Raw genomic sequence first — 13,944 nt, 5'->3', positions numbered from 1 at the left:
GGCGCTCCTCTCACGTCGCGCGGCCGCGGGCCGGGGCGGAGCGCCTGCCGACGCCGGCGGCGCCGACCTGGGCGTGGAAGACGCCCATGGCCAGCACGCCCACCGCGCCCGCGGCGAACGCCGGGACCGGGTGGGCGGCGACGTCGGCCAGGATCGTCAGGATCGCGGCCAGCACGTACATCCCCCAGCCGGCGACCAGGTTGATCAGCGGGCTGGGCCCGAAGAGGGTGGGGAACTCCTCCTTGGTGATGCCCTTCACGAAGTGCGGTGTGGCGTTGGCGGCGAGGAGCCCCGCGAAGAGGCTGAGCAGGATGGTCTGTGTCATGGTCGCTCCGGTGGTCAGGTGAGGCTTCGTACGGTGATGTCGACGAGCTGCCACAGCCGGGTGCGCAGCACGTCCAGCTCCTCCTCCTGCTGGGCGATGCCGGCCAAGGAGGCCAGCAGGAGCTCGGCGGCGTCGCGCGCGGACAGGACGGCGCCCAGCCGCGGCAGCTCGGCCTCGGCGGCGAGCAGGACGGACTCGACGACGGCGACGTGACGCTCCTTGAACGAGCGCGTCAGGTCGGGGGCCAGCACGCTCACCTCCGCGAGCATCTCGCCCCTGAACTCCGCCTCGACGCTGCCCGCGAGGAACTCCAGCTTGAGGTAGAGCGCACGGAAGATCCGGTCGGCGACGTCGCCGTCTCCCGTGCCGATCTCCGCCGCCCTGGTGATGAGCTGGTCGATGGCCCGCTCCGCCATGGCGCGGAAGATCTCCTCCTTGCCCGTGTAGTGCTTGTAGAGGGCGGGCCTGGACACCCCGGCGGCCTGCGCGATCAGCTCCATCGACGTGCGGCGGAAGCCGTAGCGGCCGAACACCTGGAGCGCGGCGTCGAGGATCTGCTGCTGCTTCTCGTTATCCTGTGACATCGTGACAATCTTATGCAAGATTGTCACACCGTCAAGAGGCTCCCCGGATGCGGCCGCCGGCCGGGCCGGCGCGCCACCGCGACCGTGGCCCTGGCGGCGTCGCGAGGGTCAGGGCGCGGCCGGGGGCCGGACCGCCAGGGTGAACCCGTCGCCGTCCCGCTCCACCACGCCGCCGGTGGGCGGGGCGAAGTGGCTGCCCAGCAGCAGGGTGCCGGTGCCGGCCAGCGACGCGAGCAGCCGCCGCCGGGTCGCGACCGCCTGGCGGGGATCGACGTCCACGCAGCTCGTGATGTCCGGGTGGCGGAGCTGTACGGGATGGTGGACGCAGTCGCCCGTGATCAGTGCCGTGCCCGCCCGGACCGCGACGTGGCCGGGGGTGTGGCCGGGCGTGGGGACGAGCCGCACGCCGGGGGCCGCCTCGACGCCGCCGGCGGGCACGTCCACGAGGTCGAGCAGGCCGGCCTCCCGGACGGGGTGGACCGAGTCGCGGAACATCGCCCGCCTGGGCTCCTCCATGTCCACCGACGCCCAGTGGTCCCACTCGGCGCGCGAGGTCACGTACCGGGCGTTGGGGAAGGTGGGGGCGCCGTCGGGGAGGGTGTTCCAGCCGACGTGGTCGGTGTGCAGGTGCGTGAGGATCACCAGGTCGATGTCCTCGGGGATGTAGCCGGCGGCGGCGAGGCGGCTCAGGTACGGAGTGTCCAGGTTGTCCCAGGCGGGGTTGGCGCGGCGCTTGCCGTTGCCGATGCCGGTGTCCACCAGGACCCGCACGCCGCCCGCGGTGAAGACGAAGCTGTGGCTCGACAGGCGCAGCCCGCCGGCGTCGCCGGCGAAGGCGGGGCGCAGCCACGGGGTGGCGGTCACCACGTCGGGGGTGGCCTCCGGCAGCAGCCAGGGGCCGGTCTGCGGGGGCAGCTCGATCTCGTCCACGCGGTGGATGGTCAGCTCGCCCGCCGTCCAGGAGGTCATCGGAGGTCCCTTCTAAAGCTAAAAATTTGCGTTAGCGCACCCTACCTCCTTATAGTCCATTAACGCGAAATTTTAGCTTTAGGGAGTCCGCTGATGACCGACCGACTCACCGCCCAGGAGGCCGCCCGCTGGGCGGACCGCGCCGGGCTGCCCCTGGAGGAGGAGCGCCACGCCGTCGTGGCCGCCACCGCCGACCACATCGCCGCCGTCGTGAGCACGCTGCGCGAGCTGGAGCTCGGCGAGACCGCCCCCGGCGCGTGGCCCGCGGGCTGGGAGGCCGCAGATGTCACCCTTTGAGCTGACCATCGCCGAGGCGTCCGCCGCCATCGGCCGCCGCGAGCTGTCCCCGGTGGAGCTGACCGCCTCCGTGCTGGCCCGGATCGAGGCCGTCGAAGGGCCCCTCCAGGCGTACGCGGCCGTGCTCGCCGAGTCCGCCCGCGCCTCCGCCGCCGAGGCCGAACGCGAGATCGCCGCCGGCCGGCACCGAGGGCCGCTGCACGGCATCCCGTTCGGGCTGAAGGACCTCATCGACGTGGCCGGCCTGCCGACCGGGGCCGGCTCCCGGGCCAGGGACGGCCACCTCGCCACCGCCGACAGCGGCGTGGCGGCCCGGCTGGCGCGGGCCGGGGCGATCCTGGTGGGCAAGACGCACACGCACGAGTTCGCGTACGGGCTGACGACGCCCCAGACGCGCAACGCCTGGGACGCCGGCCGGATCGCGGGCGGGTCGAGCGGCGGCTCGGCGGTGGCCGTGGCGGCCGGGACCGCGCTGTTCGCGCTGGGCACGGACACGGGAGGCTCCATCCGCGTGCCCGCCGCGCTCAACGGGGTCGTGGGGCTCAAGCCGACGTACGGGCTGGTCTCGCGGCACGGCGTGGTGCCCCTCTCCTGGTCGCTCGACCACGTCGGGCCGATCACCAGGACCGTGGCGGACGCCGCGCTCGTGCTGCCCGCGCTGGCCGGGCACGACCCCAGGGACCCGGCGAGCCGGCCCGCCGCCGCGTTCCGGCCCGCGCCGGGCGGGGACCTGCGGGGCCTGCGCGTGGGGGTGCCGGTCAACCACTACTTCGAGCACGTCGCCCCCGCCGTCGAAGGCGCCGTACGGGCGGCCGTCGGCCGGCTGGCCGACCTCGGGGCCGAGCCGGTCGAGGTGGAGATCCCCTACGCGCGCTATGTCCAGGCCACCCAGTGGGGGCTGATGGTGCCCGAGGCCACGGCCTACCACGAGCCGACCCTGCGCGCGACGCCCGACCGGTACGCCCCCGACGTGCGCGTGCTCCTGGAGGCCGGCGCGCTGATCCCGGCCGCCGACCACGTGCGGGCCCGGCGGGCGCGCACGCTCATGCGGCAGGCGTGGGCGAGCCTGTTCGAGCGGGTGGACCTGATCGCGGCGCCCGCGGTCCCGATGACCGCCGTCCCGGCCGGGCAGGAGAGCGTGGCCTGGGCCGACGGGACCGTGGAGGCCGTCTCCGACGCGTACGTACGCCTCAGCGCGCCCGCGAACATCACCGGCGTGCCCGCGCTGACCCTCCCCGTCGGCCACGACGAGTCCGGCCTGCCCATCGGCATGCAGCTCATCGGCCGGGCGCTGGCCGAGGCCACGGTGCTGCGGGCCGGGTCGGCGTACGAGTCGGCGTACGGGCGGGCCGGTCTGCCGGCGCCGGCCGCGGCTTGACGCGACTCACCGGCATCGGGACTCACTAGCATCAATGGCATGAGTCGTAAGACCATGGCCCGCCCGGGAGGGCGCAGCGCGCGGGTGCAGGAGGCGGTGCACGCCGCGGTGCGGGAGCTGGAGGCCGAGCAGGGCCGGGCGGCGCTGACCATCCCGGCCATCGCGGCCAGGGCCGGGGTCACGCCCTCGACCGTCTATCGCCGCTGGGGGGATCTGCAGGAGCTGCTGTCGGACGTGGCGGTCGAGCGCCTGCGCCCCGAGGCGCCGCCGGCCGACCACGGCGCGCTGGAGGCCGACCTCACGGCCTGGGCGGAGCACTTCCTCGACGAGATGTCCTCGCCGCCGGGCCGCGCCTACATCCGGGACGCGCTGCTCGGCGACCCGGACGGCACGAACGCGGGCCAGTGCTCGGCGTACGCCGCCGACCAGGTCGAGGTCATCCTCGCCCGGGCGCGCCGGCGCGCGGAGCCCGCCCCGGAGGTGGAGACGGTGCTGGACCGCGTGGTGGCGCCGATCATGTACCGCATCCTGTTCCGCCCGGAGGGGCTGCACCCCGCCTACCCCGGCGAGCTGGTGCGCGCGGCCCTGACCATCCGCTGACGGCCGGCGGCGCCCGCGATCGATCAGGATTCGAGAAGCGACGCCGGGCGGGCACACCTAGCGTGACCGCCATGGACATCACCATTCACGGCGCCTTCCCGGGCCCGCGACGACGCCGGGAACCTCCCATCGGCCCGCCGGCCGTCACCGCGACCAGGGGTGGGACCTGTGCCGGAGGGATCGGCCGGTGACCGCCGGGGTGTGGCGGCGACGGCTGATGACCGGCCTGTACGTGTTCCTGGCACTGGAGTTCGTGGTCGGAGCCGTGACCAAGTACATGCCGGGGGAGACCTTCTACGGACCGCCGTACTCGGTGAAGTTCGTCGAATGGGGCTACCCGTCGTGGATGCGGTTCGTGGTGGGCGGCCTGGAGCTCCTCGGTGCGGTGTTGCTGCTGATCCCGAGCAGGCGCACCCGGTTCCTCGCGGCGACCACGCTCGTGTTCGTGCTCACCGGCGCGGTCACCACCCACATCGTCAACCACGACGCCTGGTTCGAGAGCGTCGCCGCTCCCGTCCACCTGGTCATCATGGGGGTCCTCGCGCTGGCCAACTGGCCCGCCGACTGGCGGGACGTCCTGCGGCCGTCCGCTCCGCCGGCCCGGCAGAGCCACCGCTGAGCCCTGTTTACGCTGCGGGTGAAGAAGGGCGGAACGTCCCCGTCCGGGCGGCCAGGATGGGGGAATGCGGACACTTGTTCTCGGCGGTACGAAGTTCCTGTCCAGGGAGATCGCGCGGCAGGCGCGCGATCGCGGGCACCAGGTGGTGTGCGCGGCGCGCGGGGTCGCCGGCGACCCCGCGCCCGGTGTCGCGTTCGTCCGGGCCGACCGGAGCCAGGACGGCGGGCTGGCGCAGGTGGAGGGCACGTTCGACCTGGTCGTCGACGTCGCCAGGCAGCCGAGCGTGGTCCGCCGGGCGGTGGCGGAGCTGGCCGGTCGCGCCGGTCACTGGACGTTCGTGTCGTCGTGCAGCGTCTACGCCGACACGGGCGAGGCCAACCAGACCCTCCACCCGCCGCTGGCCGCCGACGCCGACGAGGCCGACCCGGAGAACTACGGGCCGGCCAAGGTGGCGTGCGAGCAGATCTTCGGCGACACGGCGCTGCTCGTGCGCGCCGGGCTGATCGTGGGCCCCGACGACCAGTCCGACCGGTTCACCTACTGGGTCGAGCGGCTGGCGCGCGGCGGCCCCGTGCTGGCTCCCGGGTCGCCCGACGATCTCGTCCAGCTCGTCGACGTACGCGATCTGTCCGCCTGGACGCTGGACGCGGCGGAAAAGGGGCTGACCGGGCCCTATGACGCGATCTCCCTGCCCTTCGGCAGGGGCGAGCTGCTGGCCGGCATCGCGGCGGGCCTGTCGGTGGAGCCCGAGCTGGTCTGGGCCGACCAGGCGTTCCTGGTCGAGCAGAAGGTGGAGCCGTGGATGGGGCCGCGCTCCCTGCCGATGTGGCTGCCGCTGCCCGAATACGCCGGCTTCATGGCCCGCGACACCTCCGCCACGCTGGCCGCCGGCCTGAGCATCCGCCCGGTCGCCGACACGGCCCGCGACACCCTCGCCTGGCAGCGGGAGTCGGGCCACACGGTGAGCCGCTCCGGCCTCACCCCCGCCGAGGAGGCCGAGCTGCTCCGGCTACTCGGCTGACCCGCCGCCCTCCCCGCGCCGTTCCGCGGACGCGGGCCTGGGCAGGCCCACGTCTCTCGCCTGCTCACGTCGTGTTGCGGGCGTGCGCTCGCGCAGGTCCGCGTCTCCTGCCTCCTCGCGCCGTTTCGCGGAGGCGCGCCTGCGCCGGAGCAGGCCCACGCCCGCCACGACGACGACCACCCCGCCCAGCACCAGCCACGACGCGCGCCCGAGCGTCCGCTCCAGCTGGGCGGCCGAGGCGCCCGCGAGCGCCCCGAGGCTCACGTAGACCCCCGACCAGAGCAACGAGCCCGCCAGCGAGGCGATGAGAAACCGGCGGTAGGTCACCTGCGCCGCTCCGGCGGCCGCGGGCGTGAGCGTCCGCACGATGGGGATCAGCCGGGTGACGAACACCGCCGTCGCGCCATGACGCTGCAGGGCGGCCCGCGCGCGGTCCCAGTGGTGCACTCCCAGCCGGCGCACCACCTTCAGCCGGCGCATGCGGTCGCCGTACCGCCGTCCGAGCACATAGCCGACGTGGTCGCCGCCGGTCACGCCCAGCGCCACGAGCAGCAGCATGGCGGCGAACCGTACCGGGCCGGTGACGGTGGCGCCCAGCAGCAGCACCCCGGTCTCACCCGGCAGCACCGACCCGACGCCCAGGCCCGACTCGGCGAAGGCCATGAGCGCGGCCACCGCGCCCACCAGGGGAAAGGGCAGATCACTTACCGCATTGACGTATTCGGTGATCCAGTCCACTGCACTCCCCGTCGTCGCCCCTCGAACCCCCCGAGCCTAGCCATCGGTTATCACCCCTTTCGTCGGGCTTCGCCCGTTACGTCCATGGCAGGCAGATGCTGGCGGCCGGCGCGGGCGTCGGCTATTTCGGGGCCGGCCAGGGCATCCTGGTGCTCGGCCTGATGGGCCTCCTGCTCGACGAGGACCGCAGCGGTTCAACGCGGCGCCGTCAGCCGATGAGAGCCTGCGTGATCTGGCGGGTGGTCTGGGCGGCGACGCGCGGATCGACCGCCGCATAGCCGGTGTAGGCGTTCAGGGCGGTGGCCAGGGCCCAGCCGCGACCTCGGAGCCACGTGGCATCGTCCACGCCGAGCGCGGCGCGGAAGACGGCCCGGCTGCCGGCCGACATCAGGGTGAAGGCGATGGTCAGGTCGCAGGCCGGATCGCCGATGCCGAACTCGCCGAAGTCGATGACCGCGCTCAGCCGGCCGCCATCGACCAGCAGGTTGCCGGTGTGGAAGTCGCCGTGCACCCACGTCCGGGACTGATCCCCCTCGGGGACGTCCAGCGCCGCCTGCCACAGCTCGGTCATGGCCGCGGCGTCGAAGGCGCCCGCCACCTCCGCGATGGCCGCCCGCGTCGCGCCGTCCCGCTCGGCGAGCGGAGCACCGGCGAGGTCGCCACGGCCGGCGACGGCCGCGGCCTCGGCGGGCGCGAACCGCCGCAGAGCGGTCAGGAACTCCGCCAGCCCGACCGCGGCCTCGGCCGAGCTGGCCAGCGCCTCCACGGTCGCCACCTCGCCCTTCAGCCACCGCGACACCGACCACGGCCACGGATAGCCGAAGCCCGGCTCGCCCAGCCCCACCGGGACCGGGACGGCCAGCGGCAACTCCCCGGCCAGCCGGGGCAGCCACTCGAACTCCTTGGTGGCCTGGCCGCTCGCGCCGGCGTGGCGGGGCAGGCGTACCGACAGCTCCGTGCCCAGCCGGTAGATCACATGATCGGAGCCGGCCGGGCGCACGGGCTCCAGCGGCAGCCCGGCCCACTGCGGGAACTGCGCCCCGATCAGCCGCCTGACCAGCGCCGCATCGATCGCCGGAGGCTCGTCCGCGACACTCGCGACCACCAAGACCAACTCCTGCCCGTCAGCCCGCCCGGCCCGGCCGCCCGCGCCCGGGAAGATCCGAGACTACCTCTCGGGTACCCAACGCCCCCGAACGCCCCGCACCGCCCCCTTCGCCAAACGTGGGCCGGCCGGGAACTGCTCGACGCCGGACGCATCGCCGATGCCGAGCAGTGTCGGGAGGGGGCCACCGTGGTCGCTCACCCGCCCCGGACGAAAGCGCTGAGTCGGTGAGCGGGAGCCGCCCTCGGTCACGTCGAGATCGAGAAGAGCACCAGCGTCATGACGACTGCGACCAGGACCCCGGCGATCACGAACGCGAGCCGGTAGGGATGCCGCTCGGCCCATGACACGAGGCCGGGATACGTTCTGGCCAGTTCGCTGGCGTTCACGGCGTGGTCGGGGCCGCTGCATGGCAAGCCGAGCGCGGTCACCAGCCGGTCGATGTCCTCGCGCGCGTAGCCGCCACCGGGCACCCTGAGGAGCAGGTTGCGGTGCGCGTCGAGCACGAACAGGGTGTCGCCGGGAGATCCCCGCGGTGCGACGAGGGTCGCGCGGACCACCTCCGCGGCCTGCGAGCGTGGGAGGCGCCGCTGGGAGAACACTCCCCGCAGCACGATGTCATGTGCCGTCAGGATGATCCGGGCACGGAAGAAGGCGCCGACCCCCAGGAGGATCGGCACGGTGAAGAGGGTGCCCACGACGAGGGCGAACACCGGCGGAGCGTCACCCATCAGGATGGCGGCGACGATGGCTACGGTGGCCACCGAAGCGGTGATCAGAAAGGCCGCCCCCTTCCGGGCGTCCGGCCGCAGGACGAGGTCACCCTGTGTTTCTCGCACGCGCGCATCACTCCTGTTCATGCCTCCCTCCTATCACCTTGCCTCATCAGAGCCGGCGCTCTGGCCGGGCGGGAACGTCGACAGCCGCCGCTCGGGTCCGCCGGACCAGCCGTTCATCCTGAACGCGACGCCTTGACACGGAGGATGATGGATTCGGCCGAACAGACGCAGCACATGACCGCCGGCAGGTATCCGCCGGTGACCGTTCCTCTTCGGTGCGGGCGACCGTCTGCAGTCCCGCCACGCGGGCCTGCTCGGCTTCACGTTCGGCAGCTCTTCGACGCCCAGGTCGTCACGACCGGCTGAGCCTCCTGCGGTGCCGTGCTCCGGAGAGAGAGCACGGGCACCCCGCCGCGATCACCGATCCCACCTTCAGGCATACTGAAGGCCGGTTCCGGAGAACGCCGGAACCTGGCCGGTACACCGGTGGCCGTCTCGGAAACCCCCATCTGCGGAGGTCGTGTGCGACTGCGCCTGCCCCTGTCGTTCCTGCTCTTGAGCTCGTTCTTCATCAGCCCGGCGCAAGCGGCCGTGGCGCTGCCCGGCGGCCCAGTCGCATGCGTTGTGCCTGCTGGAGGACGACAGTGAACGGGGATACGCGGGGATGGCGCTCCTGGGAGAGATCGCGCCGCACGTGCCTGCGCGTCACCACAGTCTCCTTCGTGAGCACCTGACCGCCATGTTGCTCCGGCACGGCTTCCCGCGCGCCGCACGAGAGGTGGCCGAACGATCGCTGCCCGCCGTCAAGGAGTTGGCCGCCACGCACCCGCAGCGCGACGAGGCCGGGTTCCGCCTCGGCGCCGCACACGACATCTGCGGCCAGACCCGGTTCGCCGACGGTCACGTGGCGGCGGCCGAGGCCGTGCTCACGATCGCCGTGGACGTCTACCGCGAGCTCGCGGCCGAGCATCCCACCTTTATGGAGGCCGACCAGCGGCTCGCTGACTCGCTGCAACGCCTCGGCGAGTTGTACCACGCGCTCGACCTGCCGGGACACAAGGCCAAGGAGTACCAGACCTGGTCCGAGTGCTCGGTGATCCGTAGCCGGCTCTTCCAGGCGATCAGGAGCCCGGCAGCCGCCATGGAAGCTGCTCTGGCCTTCCGGCGCCTTGCCGGCCTGGCCGAGAGGGACGGCGACCGGGACAACGCACGCAGGCTGCTGGACACGCGCCTCACGATGGTGGAGGCGATGGCGGAGGTGTATCCCGACGACGAGGAACTCCTCGCAGAGGTCGCCGCCGCGAGGCAGGAGAGCGCCGCTCTCGACGATCCGCTACGGGCGAAGCGTTTCGGCGCGGGCTGAACCTCGACCAGATGATCCTCACCGGCGCAATCTGTCGCGAGCCTCCGCACGCGGCGCTATCTTCTCCGGCACCAACCTGACCGATGCCAACCTGACCGATGCCAGCCTGGCCGGCGCCGACCTCACCATGGCGAGGTTCGGCAACAGCGAGCTGGTCGACGCGACCATCGCCTTGACCCGGCTGGGCAGCGCGATGATCCAGCCGGCGACCATGACCGGCGCGGTTCTTGCCGGCGCGAGGCTCGGCCGCACATCCCCTTCTCGGTCGCGGCGACGATCGGGTTCGCGTGGGGAGGACTACACGTCTGGCGCCGCCATCAGAGGGCGTCTGCGGGTCTATACGGAGACGGAGCTGATCGCCTTCTACGAGAAGGCTCTGCGGCTGCTCGACATCCCCGAGGCCGGCCCGGAGGGCCACGAGGCGCGGATGGAGATCCGCGAGATGACCAAGGCGGCCAACAAGAAGCAGGCGCCGCCACCTGACCTCGATGAGCTGCGCCGCAAGGACACCAGCGGGCGGCAACTCGGCTCCATGTTGTCCGGCGCCTACGCCGCCGCCGAGGCGAGCGTCGCGATCGTGCCGAGGGCGGCCTCCCAAACTGGCGGTCTCCCCTCGGTCTCCCCAGAGGGCACTGGCGACCCTGCGGATTCCAGGGGAGAGATAAAGCCCCTGGCCAGAAGGGTGAAGAGTGGTAGGGCGCCCGGGGCTCGAACCCGGAACCTACGGATTAAAAGTCCGCAGCTCTGCCAATTGAGCTAACGCCCCTCGCAAGAGCAAGGGTACAGAGATTACCGCCCTGCCCGCGACGCCTCCATCACCGGTAAGCCGCCAGCCCCGTCAGCGCCTCCCCCAGCACCAGGGTGTGCACTTCCTGGGTGCCCTCGTAGGTCAGCACGCTCTCCAGGTTGTTCATGTGCCTGATCACAGGGTACTCCAGGGTGATCCCGTTGCCGCCCAGAATGCTGCGGGCCTGGCGGGCGATGTCGAGGGCGGCGCGTACGTTGGCCAGCTTGCCGAAGCTGATCTGCCGGGGCTCCAGCCGCCCCGCGTCCTTCAGTTCGCCGAGGTGGAGCGCGGTGAGGCCGGCCTGGGCGGTGCCGACGTACATCCAGGCGAGCTTCTCCTGGGTGAGCTGGAAGGCGCCGATCGGCTTGTCGAACTGGACGCGGGTCTTGGCGTAGTCGACGGCCGCCTCCAGGCAGGCGCGGGCGGCGCCCACGACGCCCCAGACGATGCCGAAGCGGGCCTCCGAGAGGCAGGACAGCGGGCCGCGCAGGCCGGTGACGCCGGGCAGGACGGCCGAGGCGGGCAGGCGTACGTCGTCGAAGTAGAGGGAGGAGGTGACCGAGGCCCTGAGCGACAGCTTCTTGTGGATCTCGGGGGCGGAGAAGCCGGGGGTGGAGGTGGGGACGACGAAGCCGCGGATGCCGTCGTCGGTCTGGGCCCACACCACGGCCACGTCGGCGACGGAGCCGTTGGTGATCCACATCTTGGAGCCGTTCAGGATCCAGTCGGAGCCGTCCTTCTTCGCGTACGTGCGCATCCCGGCCGGGTCGGAGCCGTGGTCGGGCTCGGTCAGGCCGAAGCAGCCGATCGCCTCGCCGGCGGCCATCCGGGGCAGCCACTCCTGCTTCTGCTCCTCAGACCCGTAGCGCCAGATCGGGTACATGGCCAGCGACCCCTGCACGGACACGAAGGAGCGCAGCCCCGAGTCGCCGGCCTCCAGCTCGCGGCAGGCGACCCCGTAGGAGACGGCGTCGGTGCCGGCGCAGCCGTACCCCTGGAGGTGCATGCCCAGGACGCCGAGCGAGCCGAGCGCGGGGGCGAGCTCGCGCGCCGGGAAGGCGGCCTCCTCGAACCAGTCACCCACGTGTGGCAGGACGCGGTCGGCGACGAAGGACCGGACCGTGTCGCGGATGAGCCGCTGGTCGGAGTTGAGCTTGTCGTCGAGTCGGAGCAGGTCGTCCATCTCGGGGTCCTCTCGTCCGGGCATCGGGGACTACCAGGGTTCTACCAGGGGCAATCCTGATGTGCGAACACCGGGCCGAGGGGCAGTCTTGAGGCATGAGCGAATACAACGTCAAGAAGCTGCGCAGGACCCAGAAGGGCCGGATCATCGCGGGCGTCTGCTCCGGTGTCGGCCAGTACGTCGGCATCGACGCCAACCTGGTCAGGATCGGGCTCGCGATCGCGACGCTGTTCGGCGGGGCGGGTGTCGCGCTGTACGCGATCGGCTGGCTCCTCATGCCGGACGAGGAGCACGAGACCTCCATCGTCCAGGACGTCATAAGCAAGCAGCAGAGCCGCCGGACGACCACGACGGACTGGAGCGGCGAGCAGAAGCCCCAGCCGTGATCAGGCGGTGGCCCGGGCGCCCAGCCGGGCGGGCTTGTCGCGCGACTCGGCCCAGAGCATGGCCAGGACGGCCGCGCTGATCACCCCGGCGAACCCCGCCAGCGCGACCACCGGCTCGGGGCCGAGTCTCTCCGCCGCGAAACCGCCCACCAGGATGCCCACCCCCTGTACGGCCATCAGACCCGACTGCACGAGCCCGAACGCCTGGGCGCGGCGTTCCGCGGGCACGTGCTGCACGAAGGCGGCGTTGGCGGCGAGCTGGTACGCCCCGCCGATCCCCGACAGCACCCACGCGGCCAGCACGACGGCCAGGGGCGGCCGGATCGCGGTCACGATCAGGGGCGCGCAGCTCAGGATGGCCATCCACCCCATCAGCCGCAGCCGCCGCTCCGGCGAGACGAACCGGCTGAACAGGAACGCCCCCACGACGGTCCCCGCGGGCATCGCCGCCATCAGCAGCCCCGTGACGACGGGGGCGGGCAGCGCGTCGGTGGCGAGCCTGGCCGCGTACGGCGCCGCGATGCCCTCGGGCAGGATGTAGAAGCCGCACAACCAGGCGAACAGCACCAGCGTGCGCAGCCTGCGCGAGCCGAACACGAGCCGGGCCCCGCTCGCGGTCATCGCCCACATCGACGGCCTGGAGTCGTCGCGGGCCGCCGCCGGTCGCCGGCTCACGCCCGTGACCAGCACCAGCGCGGAGGCCAGGAACGTGGCCGCGTCGATGGCCAGCGCGCGGTATGGGCCCATCGTGGCGATCAGCGCTCCGCCGGTGGCGAAACCAAGCATCTGCACGCCCTGGTTCGTCATGTTCTGCAGGGCCGAGCCCAGGACGTACGCGTCGCCCTTGAGCACCTCGGGCAGCAGGGCCGCCCGCGCGGCCGAGAAGGGGGCGCCGAGCAGCACCACGAGGAACACCAGCGCGCACAGCGCCCAGAACGGCACGCCGGGCACCGCCATCACGCCGACCAGCGCGGCGCGCAGCAGGTCGCAGGTGAGCATCACGGCCCGGCGGGCGAACCGGTCGGCCAGCCCCGCCAGCAGCGGGCCGCCGATGATGGAGGGCAGGTAGGTCAGCGCGTAGACGGCCGCCGTGGCCAGCGCCGAGCCGGTGCGGTCGTAGACGAGGACGGCGAGCGCCACCTGGGCGAGCTGGTCGCCCAGGAGCGACATGCCCTGGCCGTACCACAGGGCACGGAACTCCCTGATGGCGATGACTTCCCTATAGGTGACTTGTCGTGCTTCTCCGGCACGGCGATGCCGTCCCGGCGGCCGTCGTGCCCGCATGGCCCCCACTGGACTCCGCTGTGCCTGACTCAGGGTGCTCGGTATGTGACCTAAGGTGCCCGATGGGCGGCACGGGCCGCAACCGAAAGCGGCCAACCAAAAGCAAAGGGTTACCAGCCCAATTCGTGAAGGCGCGCGTCGTCGATGCCGAAGTGATGGCCGACTTCATGGACGACCGTGATGCGGACCTCGTCGATCACCTGTTCCTCGCTATCGCAAATTTCACATATGGGATTGCGGTAGATCTCGATCCGGTCGGGCAGAACTGCTGAGTACCAGTCGCCGCGTTCGGTGAGGGGGACACCGGTGTACAAGCCGAGCAGGTGGGGCTCGGGCGGGTCATCGACGACCGTGACGACGACGTTGCTCATGGCGCGCGTGAGCTCCGGCGGAATCGTGTCCAGCGCCTCGGACACGAGCTCCTCGAACTTCTCCCGCGAAACCTCGATCACCCTCGCCATTCTAGGTAAGCAAGAATCCGTATGAAGTTCGCGCAGAGGTCAAAGGCAGTCCTTCGATCGCGCGG

General features: G+C 72.2%; 16 protein-coding genes, 1 tRNA gene and 1 pseudogene. 8 read left to right on the top strand and 10 right to left on the bottom strand.

Annotated features, from left to right (window positions below; translation table 11 throughout):
• Window positions 1-10: 10 nt before the first annotated feature.
• From IO39_RS13860 to IO39_RS13850, 3 genes are all read right to left on the bottom strand, one after another.
• Window positions 11-325 carry a hypothetical protein gene (locus IO39_RS13860; RefSeq protein ID WP_052422857.1) on the bottom strand — a complete coding sequence of 105 codons (315 nt, stop codon included), beginning with the start codon at window positions 323-325 and terminating at the stop codon, window positions 11-13.
• A gap of 14 nt (window positions 326-339) precedes the next feature.
• The gene (locus IO39_RS50595; RefSeq protein WP_052422856.1) at window positions 340-909 is read right to left on the bottom strand and encodes a TetR/AcrR family transcriptional regulator; all 570 of its coding nucleotides are present in this window, start codon (window positions 907-909) and stop codon (window positions 340-342) included.
• Between the two features lie 108 nt (window positions 910-1,017).
• A complete protein-coding gene (locus IO39_RS13850) occupies window positions 1,018-1,878 on the bottom strand; it encodes an MBL fold metallo-hydrolase (protein ID WP_043621570.1) in 861 nt (286 codons plus the stop codon).
• 93 nt (window positions 1,879-1,971) lie between these two features.
• Here IO39_RS13850 and IO39_RS13845 point away from each other — a divergent pair, with 93 nt between their 5' ends.
• The 5 genes from IO39_RS13845 (at window position 1,972) to IO39_RS13825 (ending at window position 5,793) form a co-directional block, all read left to right on the top strand.
• The gene (locus tag IO39_RS13845; RefSeq protein WP_043621569.1) at window positions 1,972-2,175 is read left to right on the top strand and encodes a hypothetical protein; all 204 of its coding nucleotides are present in this window, start codon (window positions 1,972-1,974) and stop codon (window positions 2,173-2,175) included.
• Complete coding sequence (locus tag IO39_RS13840) at window positions 2,162-3,553, top strand: Asp-tRNA(Asn)/Glu-tRNA(Gln) amidotransferase GatCAB subunit A (RefSeq protein WP_043621565.1); 1,392 nt, start codon at window positions 2,162-2,164, stop codon at window positions 3,551-3,553. The genes IO39_RS13845 and IO39_RS13840 overlap by 14 nt, the downstream gene beginning before the upstream one ends.
• Window positions 3,554-3,592: 39 nt before the next feature.
• Window positions 3,593-4,153: a TetR/AcrR family transcriptional regulator gene (locus tag IO39_RS13835; RefSeq protein WP_043621561.1), complete on the top strand. Its 561-nt coding sequence runs from the start codon at window positions 3,593-3,595 to the stop codon at window positions 4,151-4,153.
• A 187-nt stretch (window positions 4,154-4,340) separates the two neighbouring features.
• Window positions 4,341-4,772, top strand: a complete 432-nt coding sequence (locus tag IO39_RS13830; protein ID WP_211267003.1) for a DoxX family protein — start codon at window positions 4,341-4,343, stop codon at window positions 4,770-4,772.
• A gap of 64 nt (window positions 4,773-4,836) precedes the next feature.
• A complete protein-coding gene (locus IO39_RS13825; protein ID WP_043621558.1) occupies window positions 4,837-5,793 on the top strand; it encodes an NAD-dependent epimerase/dehydratase family protein in 957 nt (318 codons plus the stop codon).
• Here IO39_RS13825 and IO39_RS13820 read toward each other — a convergent pair.
• From IO39_RS13820 to IO39_RS13810, 3 genes are all read right to left on the bottom strand, one after another.
• The gene (locus tag IO39_RS13820; RefSeq protein ID WP_052422855.1) at window positions 5,782-6,531 is read right to left on the bottom strand and encodes a DedA family protein; all 750 of its coding nucleotides are present in this window, start codon (window positions 6,529-6,531) and stop codon (window positions 5,782-5,784) included. The genes IO39_RS13825 and IO39_RS13820 overlap by 12 nt on opposite strands.
• Before the next feature lie 208 nt (window positions 6,532-6,739).
• Window positions 6,740-7,636: an aminoglycoside phosphotransferase family protein gene (locus tag IO39_RS13815; RefSeq protein ID WP_211267011.1), complete on the bottom strand. Its 897-nt coding sequence runs from the start codon at window positions 7,634-7,636 to the stop codon at window positions 6,740-6,742.
• Between the two features lie 248 nt (window positions 7,637-7,884).
• Window positions 7,885-8,475 (bottom strand): hypothetical protein, encoded by a 591-nt coding sequence (locus IO39_RS13810; RefSeq protein ID WP_157548295.1) that lies wholly within the window; start codon window positions 8,473-8,475, stop codon window positions 7,885-7,887.
• 604 nt (window positions 8,476-9,079) lie between these two features.
• Here IO39_RS13810 and IO39_RS57665 point away from each other — a divergent pair.
• Window positions 9,080-9,778: a hypothetical protein gene (locus IO39_RS57665; protein WP_043621550.1), complete on the top strand. Its 699-nt coding sequence runs from the start codon at window positions 9,080-9,082 to the stop codon at window positions 9,776-9,778.
• Window positions 9,744-9,866 (top strand): annotated as a pseudogene (locus IO39_RS59640) (hypothetical protein); the annotation flags it as partial. The gene IO39_RS57665 and the pseudogene IO39_RS59640, both read left to right, overlap by 35 nt.
• A 602-nt stretch (window positions 9,867-10,468) precedes the next feature.
• On the opposite strand, the gene IO39_RS13795 reads toward IO39_RS59640, so the two are convergent.
• A tRNA-Lys gene (locus IO39_RS13795) sits at window positions 10,469-10,544 on the bottom strand.
• A 49-nt stretch (window positions 10,545-10,593) separates the two neighbouring features.
• The gene (locus tag IO39_RS13790; protein ID WP_052422854.1) at window positions 10,594-11,748 is read right to left on the bottom strand and encodes an acyl-CoA dehydrogenase family protein; all 1,155 of its coding nucleotides are present in this window, start codon (window positions 11,746-11,748) and stop codon (window positions 10,594-10,596) included.
• Between the two features lie 95 nt (window positions 11,749-11,843).
• On the opposite strand from IO39_RS13790, the gene IO39_RS13785 reads away from it, so the two are divergent.
• Window positions 11,844-12,134 carry a PspC domain-containing protein gene (locus IO39_RS13785; RefSeq protein ID WP_052422853.1) on the top strand — a complete coding sequence of 97 codons (291 nt, stop codon included), beginning with the start codon at window positions 11,844-11,846 and terminating at the stop codon, window positions 12,132-12,134.
• Here the strand turns inward: IO39_RS13785 and IO39_RS13780 are convergent, their stop codons facing one another.
• Window positions 12,135-13,304: an MFS transporter gene (locus tag IO39_RS13780; protein ID WP_245641957.1), complete on the bottom strand. Its 1,170-nt coding sequence runs from the start codon at window positions 13,302-13,304 to the stop codon at window positions 12,135-12,137.
• 224 nt (window positions 13,305-13,528) lie between these two features.
• Entirely contained in the window at window positions 13,529-13,879 is a 351-nt protein-coding gene (locus tag IO39_RS13775) for a metallopeptidase family protein (protein ID WP_439331474.1), read from the bottom strand.
• Between the last annotated feature and the right edge of the window lie 65 nt (window positions 13,880-13,944).

Source organism: Nonomuraea candida, from assembly GCF_000725485.1.
GTDB classification, from domain to species: domain Bacteria; phylum Actinomycetota; class Actinomycetes; order Streptosporangiales; family Streptosporangiaceae; genus Nonomuraea; species Nonomuraea candida.
Note: the sequence above shows the minus strand (reverse complement) of the source record. Positions and strands in the feature narration are given on the sequence as shown.